20 protein-coding genes and 2 pseudogenes are annotated in these 17911 nt (G+C 70.9%); 6 read left to right on the top strand and 16 right to left on the bottom strand.

Annotated features, from left to right (window positions below):
• Positions 1 to 260: 260 nt before the first annotated feature.
• From CG723_RS00835 to CG723_RS00820, 4 genes are read left to right on the top strand one after another with little or no spacing between them, the layout of a single operon-like run.
• On the top strand, positions 261 to 1718 hold the full coding sequence (locus tag CG723_RS00835; protein ID WP_100591200.1) for a multicopper oxidase family protein: 1458 nt from the start codon (positions 261 to 263) through the stop codon (positions 1716 to 1718).
• 43 nt (positions 1719 to 1761) lie between these two features.
• Complete coding sequence (locus tag CG723_RS00830; protein ID WP_100591199.1) at positions 1762 to 3441, top strand: class I adenylate-forming enzyme family protein; 1680 nt, start codon at positions 1762 to 1764, stop codon at positions 3439 to 3441.
• On the top strand, positions 3438 to 4373 hold the full coding sequence (locus tag CG723_RS00825) for a 2-amino-3,7-dideoxy-D-threo-hept-6-ulosonate synthase (RefSeq protein ID WP_100591198.1): 936 nt from the start codon (positions 3438 to 3440) through the stop codon (positions 4371 to 4373). Before CG723_RS00830 ends, CG723_RS00825 begins: the two co-directional genes overlap by 4 nt.
• Entirely contained in the window at positions 4345 to 5460 is a 1116-nt protein-coding gene (locus CG723_RS00820; protein ID WP_100591197.1) for a 3-dehydroquinate synthase II, read from the top strand. Before CG723_RS00825 ends, CG723_RS00820 begins: the two co-directional genes overlap by 29 nt.
• Before the next feature lie 110 nt (positions 5461 to 5570).
• Here CG723_RS00820 and CG723_RS00815 read toward each other — a convergent pair whose 3' ends face one another.
• Together CG723_RS00815 and CG723_RS00810 are read right to left on the bottom strand one after the other, a co-directional pair.
• Entirely contained in the window at positions 5571 to 6176 is a 606-nt protein-coding gene (locus CG723_RS00815) for a response regulator transcription factor (protein WP_100591196.1), read from the bottom strand.
• Between the two features lie 4 nt (positions 6177 to 6180).
• Positions 6181 to 6720: a hypothetical protein gene (locus CG723_RS00810; protein WP_199841617.1), complete on the bottom strand. Its 540-nt coding sequence runs from the start codon at positions 6718 to 6720 to the stop codon at positions 6181 to 6183.
• A gap of 169 nt (positions 6721 to 6889) precedes the next feature.
• Here CG723_RS00810 and CG723_RS00805 point away from each other — a divergent pair, with 169 nt between their 5' ends.
• Positions 6890 to 7873: a helix-turn-helix transcriptional regulator gene (locus CG723_RS00805; RefSeq protein ID WP_100591195.1), complete on the top strand. Its 984-nt coding sequence runs from the start codon at positions 6890 to 6892 to the stop codon at positions 7871 to 7873.
• Between the two features lie 25 nt (positions 7874 to 7898).
• On the opposite strand, the gene CG723_RS00800 is transcribed toward CG723_RS00805, so the two are convergent.
• The 13 genes and pseudogenes from CG723_RS00800 to CG723_RS00740 all read right to left on the bottom strand — a co-directional run bounded on the left by CG723_RS00800 (position 7899) and on the right by CG723_RS00740 (position 16809).
• Positions 7899 to 8159, bottom strand: a complete 261-nt coding sequence (locus CG723_RS00800; protein WP_100591194.1) for a hypothetical protein — start codon at positions 8157 to 8159, stop codon at positions 7899 to 7901.
• A 191-nt stretch (positions 8160 to 8350) separates the two neighbouring features.
• A complete protein-coding gene (locus CG723_RS00795) occupies positions 8351 to 8692 on the bottom strand; it encodes a MerR family transcriptional regulator (protein WP_100591193.1) in 342 nt (113 codons plus the stop codon).
• A gap of 187 nt (positions 8693 to 8879) precedes the next feature.
• A complete protein-coding gene (locus tag CG723_RS00790) occupies positions 8880 to 9191 on the bottom strand; it encodes an SCO5918 family protein (RefSeq protein WP_100591192.1) in 312 nt (103 codons plus the stop codon).
• 7 nt (positions 9192 to 9198) lie between these two features.
• Entirely contained in the window at positions 9199 to 9393 is a 195-nt protein-coding gene (locus CG723_RS00785; protein ID WP_234374072.1) for a hypothetical protein, read from the bottom strand.
• A gap of 144 nt (positions 9394 to 9537) precedes the next feature.
• Entirely contained in the window at positions 9538 to 10992 is a 1455-nt protein-coding gene (locus tag CG723_RS00780; protein WP_234374119.1) for a DEAD/DEAH box helicase, read from the bottom strand.
• Positions 10993 to 11205: 213 nt separating this feature from the next.
• Positions 11206 to 11409 carry a cold-shock protein gene (locus tag CG723_RS00775; protein ID WP_100591190.1) on the bottom strand — a complete coding sequence of 68 codons (204 nt, stop codon included), beginning with the start codon at positions 11407 to 11409 and terminating at the stop codon, positions 11206 to 11208.
• Between the two features lie 281 nt (positions 11410 to 11690).
• Positions 11691 to 12158, bottom strand: coding sequence for a hypothetical protein (locus CG723_RS00770; RefSeq protein WP_100591189.1), 468 nt, complete (start codon positions 12156 to 12158; stop codon positions 11691 to 11693).
• A 44-nt stretch (positions 12159 to 12202) separates the two neighbouring features.
• A complete protein-coding gene (locus CG723_RS00765) occupies positions 12203 to 12670 on the bottom strand; it encodes a cupredoxin domain-containing protein (protein WP_234374070.1) in 468 nt (155 codons plus the stop codon).
• A gap of 169 nt (positions 12671 to 12839) precedes the next feature.
• A pseudogene (locus CG723_RS00760) lies at positions 12840 to 13530 on the bottom strand (M24 family metallopeptidase).
• Positions 13531 to 13556: 26 nt separating this feature from the next.
• Complete coding sequence (locus CG723_RS00755) at positions 13557 to 14831, bottom strand: methyltransferase domain-containing protein (RefSeq protein ID WP_234374069.1); 1275 nt, start codon at positions 14829 to 14831, stop codon at positions 13557 to 13559.
• 264 nt (positions 14832 to 15095) lie between these two features.
• Positions 15096 to 15518, bottom strand: a complete 423-nt coding sequence (locus CG723_RS00750; protein WP_100591187.1) for a DUF7144 family membrane protein — start codon at positions 15516 to 15518, stop codon at positions 15096 to 15098.
• Between the two features lie 35 nt (positions 15519 to 15553).
• Complete coding sequence (locus tag CG723_RS00745; RefSeq protein WP_100591186.1) at positions 15554 to 16033, bottom strand: SHOCT domain-containing protein; 480 nt, start codon at positions 16031 to 16033, stop codon at positions 15554 to 15556.
• Between the two features lie 113 nt (positions 16034 to 16146).
• Positions 16147 to 16809: an HdeD family acid-resistance protein gene (locus CG723_RS00740; RefSeq protein WP_100591185.1), complete on the bottom strand. Its 663-nt coding sequence runs from the start codon at positions 16807 to 16809 to the stop codon at positions 16147 to 16149.
• 273 nt (positions 16810 to 17082) lie between these two features.
• Here CG723_RS00740 and CG723_RS00735 point away from each other — a divergent pair.
• Positions 17083 to 17379: pseudogene (locus tag CG723_RS00735) on the top strand (DUF2252 family protein); the annotation flags it as partial.
• Between the two features lie 10 nt (positions 17380 to 17389).
• On the opposite strand, the gene CG723_RS00730 reads toward CG723_RS00735, so the two are convergent.
• The gene (locus CG723_RS00730) at positions 17390 to 17599 is read right to left on the bottom strand and encodes a hypothetical protein (RefSeq protein ID WP_100591755.1); all 210 of its coding nucleotides are present in this window, start codon (positions 17597 to 17599) and stop codon (positions 17390 to 17392) included.
• Positions 17600 to 17911 lie beyond the last annotated feature (312 nt).

Here is a 17911-nt window from a genome sequence, read left to right as displayed (position 1 = left end):
TTGAGGCGACTTGCCCAGGGCCGCGTGCTGTTGAGGCGGCTGTTGAGGGCGTACTCCGGAAATCACTGTCACGCCGAACGGGAAGCGCTCCCCCTGTCTCCCGTGAAATCGGTGACGTACACCATCGACGGCCATGACACCCGTCACCGCGACGCGTCGAACTCTCGGAATTCCGCGCCCCTGTCCGCATGCTCGGAAGACGAATTCACCATCCGGCCGGACAAGTTCGGCCGAGCGACCTCAGTTAAGGAATCCCCGCCGTGCTTACACGTCGTCATGCAATACGCCTCGGTCTCACCACCGGTGCCGTCGGCGCGGTGGGCGCCGCGGGAGGGCTCTTCCAGACACTGACGTCGGGCGGATCCGCGAACGCGGCAACGGCGGCCGGCGCCCCGGCCGTCACGCCGTTCGCGGTCCCGCTCCCCGTGCCCAAGGTCCTCGCCCCGTACCGGAGAACGAGCACCGCCGACTACTACGCGGTCACCATGAGCCGCACCAGCCACGAGATCCTGCCCGGCACCCGCACGGACGTCCTCACCTACAACGGCACGTTCCCCGGCCCCACCATCCGGGCCCGCAAGGGGCGCACCGCGGTGGTCCGACAGATCAACGCCCTGGACATGCCGACCTCCGTCCATCTGCACGGCGGCAGCAACCCCGTGGAGCACGACGGCGGCATGACGGACACGATCGCGCCGGGCCGCTCCAGGACGTACGTGTACGCCAACGACCAGGTCGGCGCCACGCTGTGGACGCACGACCACGCCCACCACATGGAGTCCGAGCATGTCTACCGGGGCCTTTCCGGTCTCTATCTGCTCGGCGACAAGGCGGAGGACGCGCTCGGCCTGCCGTCCGGCCGCTACGAGGTACCGCTGATCCTGCGTGACGCGCAGTTCGACGCGGCCGGCCAGATGGTCTACACGATGGACGACGCGGAGCACCGGACGACCATCCTGGTCAACGGCGCCCCGTGGCCGTACATGAGGGTCGAGGCGCGCAAGTACCGCTTCCGGATGCTCAATTCATGCAACCTGCGCATCTTCATCCTCTGCCTGAACGACGGCAGCCAGGTCACCCAGATCGGGTCGGACGGCGGCCTGCTCCCGGCACCCGCCGCCACCCCGGTCCTCGTCCTGTCCCCCGGTGAACGCGTCGACTTCGTCGTCGACTTCTCCAAGTACGCGCCCGGCACCCAGCTCACGCTCCAGAACATGCTGGGCCCGGGACCGACCGAACTCGTCGGCCAGATCATGCGGTTCGACGTCGGCGAGAAGGCACCCGACACCAGCCGCGTGCCCGACGTCCTCACCACCCTGCCCGCCCTGCCGAAGCCGACCGTCGAGCGCAGCTTCGAGCTGCGGATGGACGAGCCCGGCACCGGCGACAAGGCCTACATCAACGGAAAGACCTTCGACGCCGGCCGCATCGACACGAACATCAAATGGGGCGACACCGAGGTCTGGACGGTCACGAACACCAGCACCACGATTCCGCACAACTTCCATACGCATCTGGTGCAGTTCCGCATTCTCGAACGCGACGGGCAGCCGGTCTATCCGGCGGAGGCCGGCCTCAAGGACACCGTGCTGCTCTTTCCGGGGCAGACGGCCAGACTCCAGCTCACCTTCGACACGCACAAGGGCGTCTATCCCTATCACTGCCACATGATCGACCACAGCGCCATGGGAATGATGGCGCAAATGAAGATCTCTTGAACTGCCCATTCCGCACACCGAATTGCTGGAGAAAGGGGGGAACATGACCGCACGATCAAGCCCGTACGTCCGCCGCATTCTCGACGCGCTGGAACGGGATCCGTCCCGCGCGGTCCTGCACCGGCCGGACGGCACCGTCGCCGCCGGTGAGCTGAGCGACTCCGTCCACGGCACCACGGCCCTGCTGTACGACCGGGGGGTCGGCCGGGGCGACACCGTGGCCGTCCTGACCGGGCCGAACCATCCGCTGATGCTCAGCGCCCGGTACGCCGTGCACCTCCTGGGGGCCACCTCCGTCTACGTACGGTCGATGAACCCGAGGACCGACACGGAGACGTTCTCACTCGGCACGCAGACCCAGCTCCTGCGGGATCTCGGCGCGTTGCTTCTGCTGGTGGACGAGGAGAGCGCCGAGCGCGGGCGCTGGCTCGCGCACCGGCTGCCGGGGCTCACCGTGCTGCCGATCCCTCGCGGGGCTCCCGCCCGGGCCCTCGATCCGGGTCGGCTGCCGCCGCCGCGGCCCGACGCGCTCGCCGTCGTCGACTTCACCAGCGGCAGCACGGGCCGGCCCAAGATGGTCGCGCAGCAGTTCGGCACCCGTGAGGAGCTCGTCGACCGCCTCGCCCATGGCCTCGATCCCCGGGGACCCGCGACGCTCCTGTCCGTCACACCGATCAGCCACACAACGGCGCCGATGGCCGACGCCGTCCTGTCGGGCGGCGGCACGGTAGTGCTCCACGACGGCTTCGACCCCGACGACGTACTGCGCTCCTTCGCCCAACAGCACGTCACCGACGTGTACTTGGCGGTCCCGCACCTCTACCGGCTGCTCGACCACCCGGGCATCGACGCGACCGATCTGTCCGCGCTGCGCCGCATCACGTACAGCGGCACCCCGGCCGCCCCGGGCCGCGTGGAGCGGGCCGTCCGCCTCTTCGGGGACGTCCTCATCCAGGTGTACGGCACCACGGAGGCCGGCGGGATCAGCAGCCTCAACCCGCTCGACCACCGGGAGCCGGAACTGCTCGGCTCGGTCGGCAGGCCCTTCCCGTGGGTGCGCCTGGAGATCAGGACACCCGGCGGCGGGCCGCAGGTCGAGCGGGGCGTCACGGGCGAGCTGTGGGTCAACTCCCCCACGGTGACGGCCGGTTACCTGGACGACGACGAGCTGACCGGCGCCACCCTCAGGGACGGCTGGCTGCGCACGGGTGACCTCGGGCACTGGGACCGGTACGGCTATCTGCGGCTCGACGGACGCGTCGGCGACGTGATCAAGCACGGCGGTCTGAAGCTGGACCCCACGGCGATCGAGGGCGCGCTCCTCCAGCATCCGCAGGTACGCCAGGCCACGGTGTTCGGCGTGCGCGACGACGACTACGTGGAGCAGGTGCACGCCGCCGTCGAACTGCACTCGGGCGCCGCCCGCACCTCGTGCGACCTGCGTGGATACGTGGCCGCGACGCTGACTCCGGAGCACACCCCGGTCCGGATCTCCGTCTGGCCGCAGCTGCCGCTGACCCCGTCGGGCAAGCCGGACCGCGCGTATCTGCGCCGGGTGTCGTCCACACCCGAACGCTCCGGTCCGAAAGCCTCCGCCGCCGCGCCGGCGCCCGCCACCAGCTCCCCGCGCGGAGCCACCGCGCGGGACGGCCCCGTCCGCGTACGCGGCACGGGCGCCCCGCCCGATCACGCCATCCCGCGAACCAGAAAGGGCGTCTCATGACCGCATTCGGCCACTTCGCCCGGTCGCTGCGGCTGCGGCGGCTCTACCGCCACAGCACGGCCGGCCTGATGATCACCCCTCTCGACCATTCGATCAGTGACGGTCCCGTGGTGTCCAAGGGCATGTCACTCGACCATCTCGCGGGCCGCCTCGCGGCCGGCGGTTCGGACGCCGTCGTCGTGCACAAGGGCAGTGTGCGGCACATCAGTCCGGAGCGGTTCGCCGCGATGTCCCTGATCATCCACCTCAACGCGAGCACCAGCCAGGCGCTCGACCCCAACGCCAAGTACGTCGTCGCCGGCGTCGAGGAGGCCCTGCGCCTGGGCGCGGACGCGGTCAGCGTCCACGTCAACCTCGGCTCCGACGACGAGCGGCAGCAGATCGGCGACCTCGGCCGGATCGCCGACGCCTGCGACCGCTGGAACCTGCCGCTGCTCGCCATGGTGTACCCGCGCGGCCCGCGGATCACCGACCCCCGGGACCCGGAGCTCGTCGCGCACGCCGTGACGATCGCCGCCGACCTGGGCGCCGACCTGGTCAAGACCGTCTTCCTCGGCTCCACCGCGGAGATGCTCGACCTGACGGCGGCGTGCCCGGTGCCGGTGCTCGTCGCGGGCGGCCCCGCCCTCGCCGACGAGGAGGACGTCCTCGCGTACGTGCGGGACGCCCTGGCCGGCGGCGCGGGCGGCGTGGCGATGGGCCGCAACATCTTCCAGGCCGCCGACCCGCGCAGACTCGCCGCCAAGGTCGCCCGGCTCGTCCACCACTTCCCCGAACAGCACTTCGGGCCGGGCCCCTTCACCGCGTCCGCCGAGACGGACAGCGACGCCCGGCTCACCCCGGACCACCTCGACGCACCGACCACCGCCCCGCTCTCCCACGATCTGACAGGAGGTCCGCATCATGACGGACGCCAAACTGTGCTGGCTTGACATCCGCGACGCCGGCACCGCCACCGCCGCCATCCTCGAAGAGGCCGTCCACCAGCGGATCGACGGCGTCGTCGCCGCCGACCCGGCCGCCTTCACCGGCCTGCCCCCGACCGTCCGCAAGATCCTCCTGTTCGAGGACGGAGCCGCCTCCGTCCCCGCCGACCTCGGCGAGGCCGACCTGGTGATCGTGCCCGGCGGCAAGGACGAGCGGGCCCCGCTCGTCGCGGCGCACCCCGACGTCGAGTTCGGCCGCTACGTCGAGATCGTCGACGCCGACACCCTGGAGGACGCCTGCCTGGCGGCGCGTCTGGAGGCGTGGAGCGTCCTCGACTTCCGCGACCCGACGAAGATCCCGCTGGAGATCGTCATCGCGGCGGCCACCGGGGCCCCGGGCTCCATCGTCACGACCGCGGCCGACAACGAGGAGGCCGAGATCGTCTACGGCGTGCTCGAACTGGGCTCGGACGGCGTCCTGATGCGCGGCCGCACCGTGGGCGACGCCACCGCCCTGCGCACCGCGGCGACCTCGCGCGGCGGGGAGATCCCGCTGGTCGAACTGACGGTCACCGGCGCCACGCACATCGGGATGGGCGAGCGTGCCTGTGTCGACACGACGACCCACTTCCGCAAGGACGAGGGCATCCTCGTCGGTTCGCACTCCAAGGGCATGGTGCTGTGCGTCAGCGAGACCCACCCGCTGCCGTACATGCCGACGCGGCCCTTCCGGGTCAACGCCGGCGCGCTGCACTCGTACACCGTGGCGCAGCACGGGCGCACCCACTACCTGAGCGAACTGCACGCGGGCAGCTCGGTGTTGGCGGTCGACGTGAAGGGCCGTACACGGCCGGTCAGCGTCGGCCGGGTGAAGATCGAGACGCGTCCGCTGATCTCCATCGACGCGGTCGCGCCCAACGGCCAGACGGTCAACCTGATCCTCCAGGACGACTGGCACGTCCGCGTCCTCGGCCCCGGTGCCTCGGTCCTCAACAGCACCGAACTCAAGCCGGGCGACACCATCCTGGGCCACCTGCCCACGGCCGACCGCCATGTCGGCTACCCGATCAACGAGTTCTGCCTGGAGAAGTAGCAGCGCCCGTACGCGCGTGAGCAGCGCCCGTACGCCGCGCACCAGGACGCCCCGCCCCGGCACACCCCGTGCCGGGGCCGGCGCGCGTGAGGCCCCGGGCCGCCCCGGTCTCACAGCCATCCGTGCTCACTCGCGATGCGCGCCGCGTCGAACCGGTTGCGGCCGCCGAGCTTCTTGATGGCCGCCGAGGTGAGGTTCCGTACGGTGCCCGCGGCGAGATACAGCTCGCCCGCGATCTCCTTCACCGTGGCGCCGCCGGCCGTGAGGCGCAGCACGTCCATCTCCCTTACGCTGAGCGCCGATTCACCGGCGGTGGGCGGCCGCATCAGTGCCGGGTCGACGGTGAGACAGCCGCCCGCGACACCCATGAGCGTCGTGATCAGCTGCGGGAGGCGCGCGTTCTTGGGGACGATGCCGAGAGCGCCGGCGGCGACGGCGCGGTCGACCACCGCGGGGGTGGCCGCGCCGACCATGAGAGCGACCCCGCACTTGGGATGCCGGGAGCGCACATCCGTCGCGGCGCGCAGCGCCTTGCCGCCCATGGTGGGCTCCCCGAGCAGCAGCACGGTCGGCCGGTGCCGCTCGACGGCGGGCAGCACGGCCTCGTAGGTCGTGGCGAGCCCCACGACGTCCAGGCCGTTCGTGCCGTTGAGCGTCTCGGCGAACGCTTCGAGGACCAGCTGGTGATCACCGGCTACGACCACGCGTACGGACATCTCTCTACCCCCGTATCGATGTACTGGACTCGGACTCGAAATCGGCATCGGCATCGGAACCGGTGGTGTCGAGCAGCCGGTGGACCACCGACCTGGCCAGCTCCTCGGCCCGGGCCTCCTGGTCGATCTCGATGTGCACGGCGTGGGCGGGCAGGCCCGCCACGACGGCGGCCGACACCGCGCGGAACGTGTCCGCGAGGCCGTACGGAGCGTCCTCGGCCGGGACGATCACGACGGCGGCCGTGAGCGGACCGATGTCAGCGGCTATCTGCGCCGGCAGCGCGAGCACCGCCTCCGTGTCCTCGGCGTCCACCTGGTAGGGCAGCGCCACGAGACCGATGTCGGCCAGCTCCTTGCACAGGAAGGCGGCGTTGGTGGCCGCGTCGTCCCCGCGTCCCCGATGGCCCGCGCCGACGACGGCGACGGCGGCCCCGGCGGCGCAGAGCCGTGCGGTGACGACCCGTCCGGTGCCGGTGGTGGCGTCGACGACGAGGACGACGCAGCCGTCGAGCGGCGGGGGTGCGTAGGACGCTGCGTGGGACACGAGGACTCCCTGTTCGCGGAATACGATGAGCAGGTAACGTGCGGAATCTGTGGACAGGTTGAAACGTGCGCGTCGCCGGGAATGCGGCGCGCCCTGATGAAGTGGAGTTCCGGCGCCTTTGCTTGGCGCTGAATAAACGTTCAACCGTGGTTCAAGGGGGAAACACCACGTGGACGAAGTCTCGTCACTGGATCAGCAGACTCTCGGCGTCTACCGCGCGATTCTGTTCCACAAGGAACACGATCCGAAGCGCCTCGCCGCTTTGCTCGACTGCACACCGGAGGCGGTGGAGGCGGCCCTGGACAGGCTGTCCGAGCTCTCCCTCCTCGCACCTTCGACGGACTCCCCGGGCCGGCTGCGGGCGGTGAACCCGTCGCTCGGCCTGAAGGTCCTCCTCCAGCGGGAGCAGAACGAACTGGCCTGGCGCCAGCAGCGCATCGAGCAGAACCGCGCCGCGCTGGCCGCGCTCGCCGCCGAGTACACGGCGTCCGGCTGGTCGAACACCCTGGACGGCACGGAACACCTCGACAACGTCGACGACATCCGTATCCGTCTGGAGGCGCTCGCCGAGTCCTGCGTGCGCGAGTCCCTCGCGTTCCACCCGGTCAACGCCCTGACCCAGGAGTCGATCGAGGCCGGCCGGCCCCTCAACGAGCGGGCGCTCGCGCGGGGGGTGCGCTTCCGGTCGATCTACCTCGACAGCGTCGCCAACGACCGAGTCACCAAGGCGCACGCGCAGTGGATGGCGGAGCGGCACAGCGAGATCCGGACCTCGCCGACGCTGCCGATGCGGCTGCTCATCGTCGACAACACCGCGGCGATCGTGGCCGGTCTGCCGGGTCAGGCCCAGCCGTCCGCGCTGCTGTTCAGCAGCCAGCCGGTGGTCCTCGCGATGCGGGCCCTGTTCGAGGCGTACTGGGAGCACGCCTGCCCCCTCGACCGGCCCGGCGACGCCCTGCCCGGCGGGCTGACCCCGCAGGAGCGCAAGCTCCTCCAGCTCCTCGCCACGGGTCTCACCGACGAGGCCGTGGCCCGTGCGCTCGGTATCGGGGTGCGCACCGAGCGACGCATCATGGCCGAGCTGATGGAGCGCCTCGGTGCGTCGAGCCGCTTCGAGGCCGGCGTGCAGGCCACGCGCAGGGAGTGGATCTGACGGGGCGTCGTCGTCCGCATCGGGCTCACCGCTGAGGGGTGACGGGCCAGACGAAGTCGTCGGGCGAGGCGGGTATGCCGGGGAGGTGCTGCGGCAGGGTCGGCCACACGAAGTCGAGGGGCCTGGCCGGCGGGGTCGGCCACACGAAGTCGTCCGCGGAGGAGGGGGTGGCCTTCGGCGCGTCACCGGCCGCCCCCGAGGGGAGGGCCTGCGCGGGCACGGCCCACAGGATCCCGCCGAGGACGGCGGCGGCGAGGACGGTACAGCGGGTGGTGGCACGGGACATGGGAGGTCTCCATTCGCGAGTACGGTGCGGCGTACGTTCGATGCGTTGACCTGCGCCGGTCCGGTCCGTTGCGGCCGTTCCGACTGCGTGCCTAGAGATAATCACCGCGCCACCCCCACTGTCCGCATCCGGCCACGCCAGGAAGCTGCATGGCAGGGAGTTGCCTGAGGGGCGGGGTCTTCGGGTGGGGCCTATCGGCCCTCGGCCCCGGCTTCCGGTCCGGCCGCCGCGCGGCGGAACTCCTCGTTGATGCGCAGGGCCTCCTCGAGCTGGTCCTCGAGGATGATGATGCGGCAGGCGGCCTCGACGGGGGTGCCCCGGTCGACGAGCTCGCGGGCACGTGCCGCGATACGCAGCTGATAGCGGGAGTAGCGGCGGTGTCCGCCGGCCGACCGCAGCGGAGTGATCAGGCGCGCTTCGCCGATGGCCCGCAGGAACGCGGGCGTGGTGCCGATCATCTCGGCGGCCCGTCCCATCGTGAAGGCGGGATAGTCGTCGTCGTCGAGACGGCCGAGCGGTCCTTCTGCTGTCATTTCACCTCGTCGAGGGGCGCATGGAGGGGCCCGGGCGCCGTCGTGGCGGCCGTGCCCCGGGCAAATTGAACACCATGCGTCCCCAAGACCGCGCCGGCCACCGAGGCGGCGCGCACGCCGAGGGCCCCGACCGGTTCTCAGGTCGGGGCCCTCGGCCGCCCGGCCTCGGCGGCCGGCGGTGGCGTGTCTACGCGGAGGCCGGCAGGCCCATCAGCGCCGACGCGGCCTGGAGCGGGGTGAGTTCAGGCCCGGTGGAGCCGCCCGCGGAGACCTCGGTACAGGTGAAGCCGAGCGCGGTCAGTGCCCTGACCACCTCACCGGAGGTGAAGTCGCGCCGGTCCTGCCGGGTGATGACGGCCCCGACCTGCTTGACGGGGTAGCGGCGCCGCCCGATGAGCACGGAGTCGCCGGTGACGGGTTCGGGTTTGACGCCCTTCATCGCGTCCAGCACGTCACTGCTGAACAGGTCGAAGGGGAATCTGGCGATGACACAGCGCATGAGGGCCTCACAGGGAGAAGGACGGTCCGGAGCTGTGGACGATGTCCCGCAGCTGGGTGCGATCGGTGTAGCGGGCGCCGTCGCGCGCGGCGCTCAGCTCGGCGCGGCTGACCGTACCGGTGCAGCGGCCGTCCTCGTCGCAGAGGAGAAGCCGGCCGGCACGGGAACTGTCGAGGACGGACAGGGCGACCTCGACGGTCATGTCGGCCCAGACGCGAGGTCCCGACGGCCTCAGGGACACGGCCCCCGAAGGGGGGCGGGCCGTCTCGCGCGGATGTGTCTCGACCAGTGTCAAAGTGCCTCCTACGGGATGACGGAATGGGACAAGGGGCCGTGGCGTAACAGGTCAGGACGCCGTGGCGACCGGGGACGCGGACTGCCGGAAGGCTCCCGAGCCCTGCCCCGTACGCGGCTGGTCGGCGGCGCGCCAGGGACCGGCGGCGCGCCGGGCCTCGGCGGAACGGCTGCGGCGGCCACGGGTGCTCGACCCGCTGCGCCGAGGGCGCTCCGCCACCGGCGCGGTGATGACGACCGGCACACCGGACGGCGCCCGCGCCCCGGTGATGCGGCTCAACTCGGCTTCGCCCGAGCGGACTTGGGCGATCTGCGGGGTGATCCCGGCGTCGCGCATCAGCCGGCTCATGTCGCGGCGCTGGTTGGGCATGACCAGGGTGACGACGCTGCCGGACTCACCGGCACGGGCCGTACGGCCGCCGCGGTGCAGGTAGTCCTTGTGGTCGGCGGGCGGGTCGACGTTGACGACGAGGTCGAGGCTGTCGACGTGGATGCCGCGGGCGGCGACGTTGGTCGCGACCAGGACGGTGACGTGGCCGCTCTTGAACTGGGCCAGGGTGCGGGTGCGCTGCGGCTGGGACTTGCCGCCGTGCAGGGCGGCGGCGCGCACACCGACGGCGAGCAGGTCCCGGGTCAGCCGGTCCACCGCGTGCTTGGTGTCGAGGAACATGATGACCCGGCCGTCGCGGGCGGCGATCTCGGTGGTGGCCGCGTGCTTGTCGACGGGGTGCACGTGCAGGACGTGATGTTCCATCGTCGTCACCGCGCCGGCCGACGGGTCGACGGAGTGGACCACGGGGTCGTGCAGGTAGCGGCGCACGAGGAGGTCGACGTTGCGGTCGAGCGTGGCGGAGAAGAGCATGCGCTGCCCCTCCCGGCGTACCTGGTCGAGCAGGGCCGTGACCTGGGGCATGAAGCCCATGTCGGCCATCTGGTCGGCCTCGTCGAGCACGGTGACTGCCACCTCGTCGAGCCGGCAGTCGCCTCGGTCGATGAGGTCCTTGAGCCGCCCCGGGGTGGCGACGACGATCTCGACGCCCCCTCGCAGCGCTCCGGCCTGACGTCCGATGGACATGCCGCCCACGACGGTCGCCGTCCGCAGCTTCAGCGACCGCGCGTACGGGGTGAGTGCCTCGGTGACCTGCTGGGCGAGTTCACGGGTGGGGACGAGGACCAGGGCGAGCGGACTGCGGGGCTCGGCGCGTCGCCCGGCGGTACGGGCGAGGAGTGCGAGCCCGAACGCGAGGGTCTTGCCGGACCCGGTACGGCCGCGGCCGAGCACGTCACGCCCGGCGAGGGAGTTGGGCAGGGTCGCCGCCTGGATGGGGAACGGCTCGTTCATGCCGAGGCTGGCGAGCATCCGCAGGAGCTCGTCCGGCAGAGCGAGCTCCCCGAAGGAAGCGACGGCGGGGAGGCCCGGCCGTACGGTCTTCGGCAACGCGAACTCCCCGGAAACCACACTCCGGCCCGTTCGCCCGGCTCGACTCTCTCGACCTGCCCCATACATACGTTTCATGATCGGCAAAACCTTCCTGGACGCGGCACGAAAATGCACGGCACGCGTCAAGGAATTCCCGCGACATTTGAACAGCACAGGGAATCGCAGGAACGAGCCGAATAATTGGATGCCAAAAAGATGAACGGCACCCGGAAAAGCAACGAGCTGGGGCCCGCACCCCAAGGTGCGGGCCCCAGCTACGGCTACGCGTCAGCGACGACGTCAGGCGGGAACGATGTTCTCGGCCGTCGGGCCCTTCTGGCCCTGACCGATGTCGAAGCTCACCTTCTGGCCTTCCTGCAGCTCACGAAAGCCCTGGGCGGCGATGTTCGAGTAGTGGGCGAAGACGTCGGGGCCGCCACCGTCCTGCTCGATGAAGCCGAAACCCTTTTCCGCGTTGAACCACTTCACGGTGCCAGTAGCCATGTCATATCTCCTTCGGGGCAGTGCCCGGAGCCCGCACTGTGCGGACTCCTGTCGCCGCGATCATCGCCCCGCCCGGAAAGACACCGGAAACACAGAAGCGCTCCCGCCGGAAAGGAATATCCGGCGGAGGCACTCGAAGTTTTGGGAACCACAACTGCAACTAAATCCAACAGTAGCATGCCACCCCGAAATCCCGCAGAACTCCAATTTCCCAGCCCTGCCGCCGCGAAAAACTTCAGCCTCCCGCCCTCGATTTCTGCACTCGCCGGAACAGATATCACTCAGTGACCGGAAGCCGACCGCCGGGTCAGGAGCCGTTCGCGACCCCGTCCGACGAGGAGCACGGTCATCGCCACGACGGTCAGGACCTGCGAGATCACCACGAGGTCCTTCTCCGCGTACCAGACGGGTTCGTACATGTTGGGCAGCGGTCCGAATGCGCCGACGTCGACGTAGCGGTAGACGAGCAGGGCCGCGAGCCCGCCGGCCGCGGTGAGCCAGGCGAAGACGTCACCGAGGGACCGGCGCCAGAACAGGACGAGCACGGCGGCGAGCGCGGCGAGCGCGGTCTCGATCCTGAAGAGGGAGCCCTGGCTGATCGTGGCGCTGACGGGGTCGTAGCGGGAGGCGAGGTCCGCGTGCACGTACGCGTTGACGGCGAGCCCGGCGGCGGCGAGGATGCGGGCCGCCGCGCGCCATGGCCGCCGCGCGGGGCGGGGGGACGGGGGGTCGGTCGGTTCATGGGACATGGCGGGGGCCTCCCGGTGACGAGGGCGTGCGGGGTGCGCCGACATCAGCGGACGGTGAGAGTGCCCTTCATGTTCGGGTGGATGGTGCAGACGTAGGAGTACGAGCCCGGCTTGGACGGCGCGGTGATGGTCGCCGACTTCCCCTGCGCGAGGTCGCCGGTGTCGAAGGACTTGTCGTCGGCGGTCAGCGTGTGCGTGGCCGAGTCCTCGTTCGTGACGGTGATCTTCGTGCCGGGGCTGACCTCGAACGTGGCCGGATGGAAGGCGAAGTTCTTGATGGTGACCTTCACTTCGCCCTTTCCGCTCTCGGAGGACGAGGGGGACGCCGGGGCAGGGGCGGAGACACTCGCGGAGGCGGACGGCGCGGAGGACACCGAAACGGAAGCGGACGCGGGCGGGGTGCTGCTGGAGGAGGACCCGTCGCCCGAGTCCGAGCATCCGGCGAGGGTGGTGACCAGACACAGGGCGGCGCCGATCAGGGCCGCGTGCGGTCGGCGGTGACGCATGGACATCGTGTCTCCAAGTGGTGTGCGGGGCACGCCGATGTCCGGCAGGAGCCCGGCCCATGCACGGATCCGTCCGTCGGACGGTGAACACGGGTACCGCTAAGAGATGTCGACAGGAGAAGGCCGTCGCACGAGTGACAGCGCCTGAACGGCGTACACAACGGCCTGCATACGGTCATCCCAGGTCGAGAAGCTCCTCGTGGAAGCCGCCGAAGCCGCGCTCGCGGTCGATCAGATGGATCTCCAGGATCCAGTGGCAGTCGCGTCCGGCCCGGTCGGGGCGCCGGAGCCGGGTGGCGTTCCCGGGTGCGATGTACGACTCGATGTCGGCGCCGTCGATCTTCTCGTGCGGGAACTCACCCACCGGGTGACCGGCGTGCCAGCCGCCCAGTTCCCAGCCGCGCGTGGCGGCCGGCCGGGCGACCTCGGCGTGGAGCGCGGCGCCGGTGATGTCCGGGTCGGCCTCGAAGGCGCGGCGTCCGGCGGCGAAGACCTCGGGCAGGTCGTCGCGCAGCCGGAGCTTGTCGGGGTCGTCACCGAGGACGAAGGTGCGGCCGAAGTCGGCTTCCCACTCCTCGAAGATCGGCCCGAAGTCGGCGAAGGCGATGTCGTCGTGGCCGATGATCCGGTCCGGGGGGGTTCTCCTTGTACGGGTGGAGGGTGTTCGGGCCGGAGCGCACGATGCGCTTGTGCCAGTGGCGCGTGGGCCCGAACAGTTCGTTCGCGAGGTCGCGGATCCGGTCGCTGACGGCCCGCTCCCCCTCCCTCGGCGCGACCAGCTTCCTCGCCTCGATCTCGGCGAAGAGCTCGGCGGCCTTGGCCTGGGCGTCCAACAGGCGTGCGGCGCGGTCGAGTTCGGTGTGCATGAATCCCCTCCGGTCGGGTGTTGCGCTCAGCTGTGCACCTCGTCGGCGACGCGGACGGCACGGGCCAGGAAGTACTCGGACTTGTCCTCGTAGCAGACGAGTTGCCAGCCGTTGCCGTCCAGCATGGGCCTCAGATTCGGCTCGCCCAGCGGGTCGTCGGGGCTCAGAGGACGGCCGTGGCGGGCTGCGCGTTCGGCGCGGCCGGAGGGGTGGAAGAGGAGAAGCGTGCCGCCGGAGGCGGTGACGCGGGCCCATTCCCGCAGGGCCACGGGTGGGGCGGGGAGATGGTCGAGCAGCCCGGCACTGAAGATGCCGTGGGTCGCGCCCGGCGGCAACGGCAGGCGGTGGCAGTCGGCGACCAGCAGGCAGGCCGGACCGGCGCGCCCCTCCCGGGCGGCTGCCGTGAGCATGGCCGAGGTGACGTCCACCCCGAACACCTTCCCTTTGTCACCCACCCCGGCACGCAGTGCAGGCAGGGCGCGTCCGCTGCCGCAGCCCAGGTCCAGGGCCGTCTGACCGGGGAGAAGTCCCATGCGGGCGACGGCCGCCGCGTACCTCGGCCCGTCGGCGGCGAAGCGCGCCTCCCAGGCATCGGCCCTGGGCGTGAAGAACGTACGGGTGGCGGTGTGTGCGGCGCGCGCGGCCACCAGCGCCGCGAACCGCCCGAACACCAGGTCCCGGTACGCGGCCGGCTCGGCCGGTTCACCCGACGCGGCATCGCGGATGCCGGGAGCGGTGGCGGCCTCTTCCGGGCATGCAGTCACGAAGGCGTCCACGGGGACCTCGTCCACTTCCAGGTGAAACTGCAGCCCCCACGCCGAGCCGCCCACCCGGAACGCCTGCACCGGATTCCGCTCGCAGGAGGCCAACAGCGCCGCGCCGTCGGGAAGTTCCATGGTCCCGCCGTGCCGGTGCGGCACGCGCAGCCGCTCGGGCGCACCCGCGAACAGCGGATCCCGGTCGGCCGCCGGGCCGGTGCGTACCTCACCCCACCTCAGCTGCGAGCCCGCACCCGTACGGGCCGCGCCGCCCGCCGCAACGGCGAGAAGCCGGGCCCCCAGACCTACCCCGAGCACCGGCACCTCGGCGGCCAACGCCTCGCGCAGCAGGGCCAGTTCGGCACGACGCGCAGGGAACCCGGCATCGCTGTGAGCGGCCAGGGGCCCGCCCGTCACCACCAGCGCCTCGACCCTGGCCAGGCTCTCCGGCAGCGGATCCCCCGCCCACACCCGGCACACCCGCAGCCGCAGCCCGGCCGCCACCAGTGCCTCACCGATCGCGTAGGGCCCCTCCTCGCGCACATGCTGCACCATTAGTACGCCCACAGCCTCGCCCCAATCCGCACATGCAGCCCAGAACAGCCTGATCACACAGTACATGCGAGTCAATGGGACCATCTGAGCCGCACAAGCGGCTCAACTCCAGCTCCGTCAGCAGACGTCGCGGACGGAGCGCTCGTCGGGGCGAGCTGCTTGACGTACGGGGCGGCCGCGTCGGACCCCCTGGGCAACTGTCCTGCGCCTGCAGGTTTCCCTCTGCGTCACTCACACGCCGTGAGGTGCGCCCTAGAACCAGTCGGACTCGTCCTTCCGGACCACACACAGCGCCCAGATGATGAAGCCCGAGATCGCGATCAGCACGACCGACCAGACCGGGTAGTACGGCAGGGAGAGGAAGTTGGCGATGATGACGAGTCCGGCGATGGCCACGCCGCCGACGCGTGCCCACGTCGCGGTCTGGAGCAGCCCGAAGCTGACGATCACCGCGAGTACGCCCAGGACGAGGTGGACCCAGCCCCAGCCGGTCAGGTCGAACTGGAAGATGTAGTTGCGTGTGGTGACGAAGATGTCGTCCTTGGCGATCCCCATGATGCCCCGGCAGATGCCGAGCACACCGACGAGCATGAGCATGACGCCGGCGAAGATCGTCAGGCCGCCTGCCCACGCCTGCTTCGTCGTGTCGGCCGGCTGCGAGTGTGTCGCGGTCATGGTGGTGCCTCGTTTCGTGTTCGTCCGGCACGCGCTCAGCGTGCGGAGCCGGAGGAGCCGGAGGCGGTGTCGGTACCCGGGCCTTCGGCCGGACCGTGGCCGGCCAGCACCAGTTGCTTCGCCTTGCTGAACTCCTCGTCCGTGATGTCGCCGCGGGCGCGGATCTCGGACAGCCTGGCCAGCTCGTCGACGCTGCTGGGCCGGTCCGTACCGCCCGCGGTCTTCTTGATGTAGCTGTCGAAGGCCTTCTGCTGCTCACGGGCCTGCGCGATCTCCCGGCGGCCCATGTTCTTGCCGCGGGCGATCATGTAGACGAAGACGCCCAGGAAGGGCAGGAGGATGGTGAACGCCAGCCAGCCGGCTTTCGCCCAGCCGCCCATGTCGTCGTCACGGAAGATGTCGCCGATGATGCGGAACAACAGGACGAACCACATGATCCACAGGAAGAACCAGAGCATGCTCCAGAAGACGCTCAGCAGGGGATAGTCGTACGCCAGGTACATCTGCGCGTTCATGTCTCTTCTCCGTCCCGGGCGCTCGCCCAGCCGCCTTTGCCTGCCGTCTTCAGCCTGGGCCGACGGCGGCCGGGTGGCCTCACCCGACGGGGGTGAGCTCGGTGGGTGGGGTGTCAGGCCGTCGGGGCCCGACCGGGCGAGCCCGTGACGCCCGCCTTGCGAAGCGCGGACCGCCAGGCGAAGGCGACCGCCGCCTCGGCCAGAGCGAGCAGGACGAGCCACAGGCCGAGCAGCCGGGTCAGGGCCTGTGCCGACTCGGCAGGCAGGGCCAGTACGACGATCCCCGCGACGATGCCGAGCACCGCGACGCCCAGGAGCACGCCGCGGTACGGCAGGTCCTTGGCGGCGATGGCGGTGTAGAGGGTGAGGACGCCGGACACGAGCCAGACGATGCCGACGATCAGGGAGAGCGCGGTGATGGTCTGCAGCGGGTTCCGCAGGCACAGCACCCCGGCCAGGAGGAACAGCACGGCCAGGAGCAGCCCCGACAGCCGTTCGCCGAACTCCTCCCGCGCGAAGACGGCCACGAACCGGAACACCCCCATGGCCAGCAGGTACAGGCCGATGAGGACTGCCAGGACGTGCAGTGTCTCCGCCGGCCAGACCAGGATCAGGACGCCGGGCACCAGCGTGACGACCGCCGAGCCCAGGATCCAGGTCCATGAGCGGCCCAGTCGCGCCAGTGCGTCGGCGGGATCGTCGGCCGGCCGGGGGGCCGCCCCGCCGGCGGGGGGTTCCGGTCCGGTCTGCGGCGCCGGACCACGCGGCATGGTCATGGCTCCTCCTCGCACGATCGAGCGGGTCGTTCCCGGACCGCCGAAGGGGCCGGCGATACGCGGGGACCTGACCGCCTCAGCGTCCCGCGCGCCGCAGCCCGCCGGGTCACCCACGGCGGGTGATCCGGCGGCGCCGCCAGGGCGATGAGGTGCAACCGGAGGCGTTCGCACGCCCTGCGGCTGAACGTGCGGCGGACGGGAACGAAGAGCGACGAGATGGGCGATCCCACAGCCGCCCGGACGGATGCCGGCCGATCCGCTCGACCCGGCGGAGGCGGCGACGGGCAGGACCGGGACTTCTACGTGCGCCAGTTGCGGGACTGGAAGGGCGTCGCACGGCCGGAGACCATGGATCCGGGCCTGCTCACCCTCTTCGGCCGGCTGTGCGGGGCCTCCCTTGCACGGGCCCACGCCCGCTCCGGCGACCCCATCGCCATCGCCGCGTACCTGGGCGTCAGCGACCGATCCGACCGCGCGCTCGCCAGGTTCGCCCAGTCCTGGGCCGACCGGAACGAGCGGGACGTCGAGGCGCTGGGAGCGGCCTGCCGCTCCGGTCGGATCAGGGCGGAGCGCCCTCTGATCAGTCGGCCATGCCCTCCGGCAACTGCCGCATCTCCAGCACCCGCAGTCCCAGCGACTGGAGCCGGGCCAGCAGCCCGTACAGGTGCGCATCGTCCACGACGGGGCCGAACAGGACCGTCTGGCCGGCCATCATCACGTGGCCCAGCTCAGGGAAGGCCTTGGTCAGCGTTTCCGACATGTGTCCCTCGACGCGGATCTCGTAACGCATGGGCTCTTCTCCCGCGAGCAGCGTGGGGCGGTGGGCGACGTCCTCACCTGCGAGCGTCCGCCTCTGCGCCCTGCCCGGCCTCACCCGGTACAGGTGACCGGCCTTCTCCGGCGCACGACGATCCGGCTCAGTGCTTCAGGGCGATCTTGAAGGTGATGATCAGCAGACCGAGCACGAGGTCGACCAAGGCGGTGACGGCAATGACCCGTCGCAGCCTAGGTACGCGCACCGCGCCTCACCCGCCACGGGGAGAGGGACTGAGGTCGCGGCAGGGCCGGCGTGTTCGGTCCCGGCCGCCGAAGCCCGGGCACA

This window comes from Streptomyces sp. CB01635 (genome assembly GCF_002803065.1).
Lineage (GTDB): Bacteria > Actinomycetota > Actinomycetes > Streptomycetales > Streptomycetaceae > Streptomyces.
The sequence above is the reverse complement of the archived record's forward strand: the minus strand, read 5'-3'. Positions and strand labels throughout refer to the sequence as shown.

Bases quoted from the DNA above. Each gene is read 5' to 3' on its own strand.
- CG723_RS00830 (WP_100591199.1), top strand. From the start codon at position 1,762: ATGACCGCACGATCAAGCCCGTACGTCCGCCGCATTCTCGACGCGCTG.
- CG723_RS00790 (WP_100591192.1), bottom strand. From the start codon at position 9,191: ATGCGCTGTGTCATCGCCAGATTCCCCTTCGACCTGTTCAGCAGTGAC.
- CG723_RS00745 (WP_100591186.1), bottom strand. From the start codon at position 16,033: ATGAACGCGCAGATGTACCTGGCGTACGACTATCCCCTGCTGAGCGTC.
- CG723_RS00795 (WP_100591193.1), bottom strand. From the start codon at position 8,692: ATGACAGCAGAAGGACCGCTCGGCCGTCTCGACGACGACGACTATCCC.
- CG723_RS00825 (WP_100591198.1), top strand. From the start codon at position 3,438: ATGACCGCATTCGGCCACTTCGCCCGGTCGCTGCGGCTGCGGCGGCTC.
- CG723_RS00800 (WP_100591194.1), bottom strand. From the start codon at position 8,159: ATGTCCCGTGCCACCACCCGCTGTACCGTCCTCGCCGCCGCCGTCCTC.
- CG723_RS00770 (WP_100591189.1), bottom strand. From the start codon at position 12,158: ATGTCCCATGAACCGACCGACCCCCCGTCCCCCCGCCCCGCGCGGCGG.
- CG723_RS00765 (WP_234374070.1), bottom strand. From the start codon at position 12,670: ATGTCCATGCGTCACCGCCGACCGCACGCGGCCCTGATCGGCGCCGCC.
- CG723_RS00740 (WP_100591185.1), bottom strand. From the start codon at position 16,809: ATGACCATGCCGCGTGGTCCGGCGCCGCAGACCGGACCGGAACCCCCC.
- CG723_RS00730 (WP_100591755.1), bottom strand. From the start codon at position 17,599: ATGCGTTACGAGATCCGCGTCGAGGGACACATGTCGGAAACGCTGACC.
- CG723_RS00815 (WP_100591196.1), bottom strand. From the start codon at position 6,176: ATGTCCGTACGCGTGGTCGTAGCCGGTGATCACCAGCTGGTCCTCGAA.
- CG723_RS00785 (WP_234374072.1), bottom strand. From the start codon at position 9,393: ATGACCGTCGAGGTCGCCCTGTCCGTCCTCGACAGTTCCCGTGCCGGC.
- CG723_RS00780 (WP_234374119.1), bottom strand. From the start codon at position 10,992: ATGTATGGGGCAGGTCGAGAGAGTCGAGCCGGGCGAACGGGCCGGAGT.
- CG723_RS00775 (WP_100591190.1), bottom strand. From the start codon at position 11,409: ATGGCTACTGGCACCGTGAAGTGGTTCAACGCGGAAAAGGGTTTCGGC.
- CG723_RS00820 (WP_100591197.1), top strand. From the start codon at position 4,345: ATGACGGACGCCAAACTGTGCTGGCTTGACATCCGCGACGCCGGCACC.
- CG723_RS00750 (WP_100591187.1), bottom strand. From the start codon at position 15,518: ATGACCGCGACACACTCGCAGCCGGCCGACACGACGAAGCAGGCGTGG.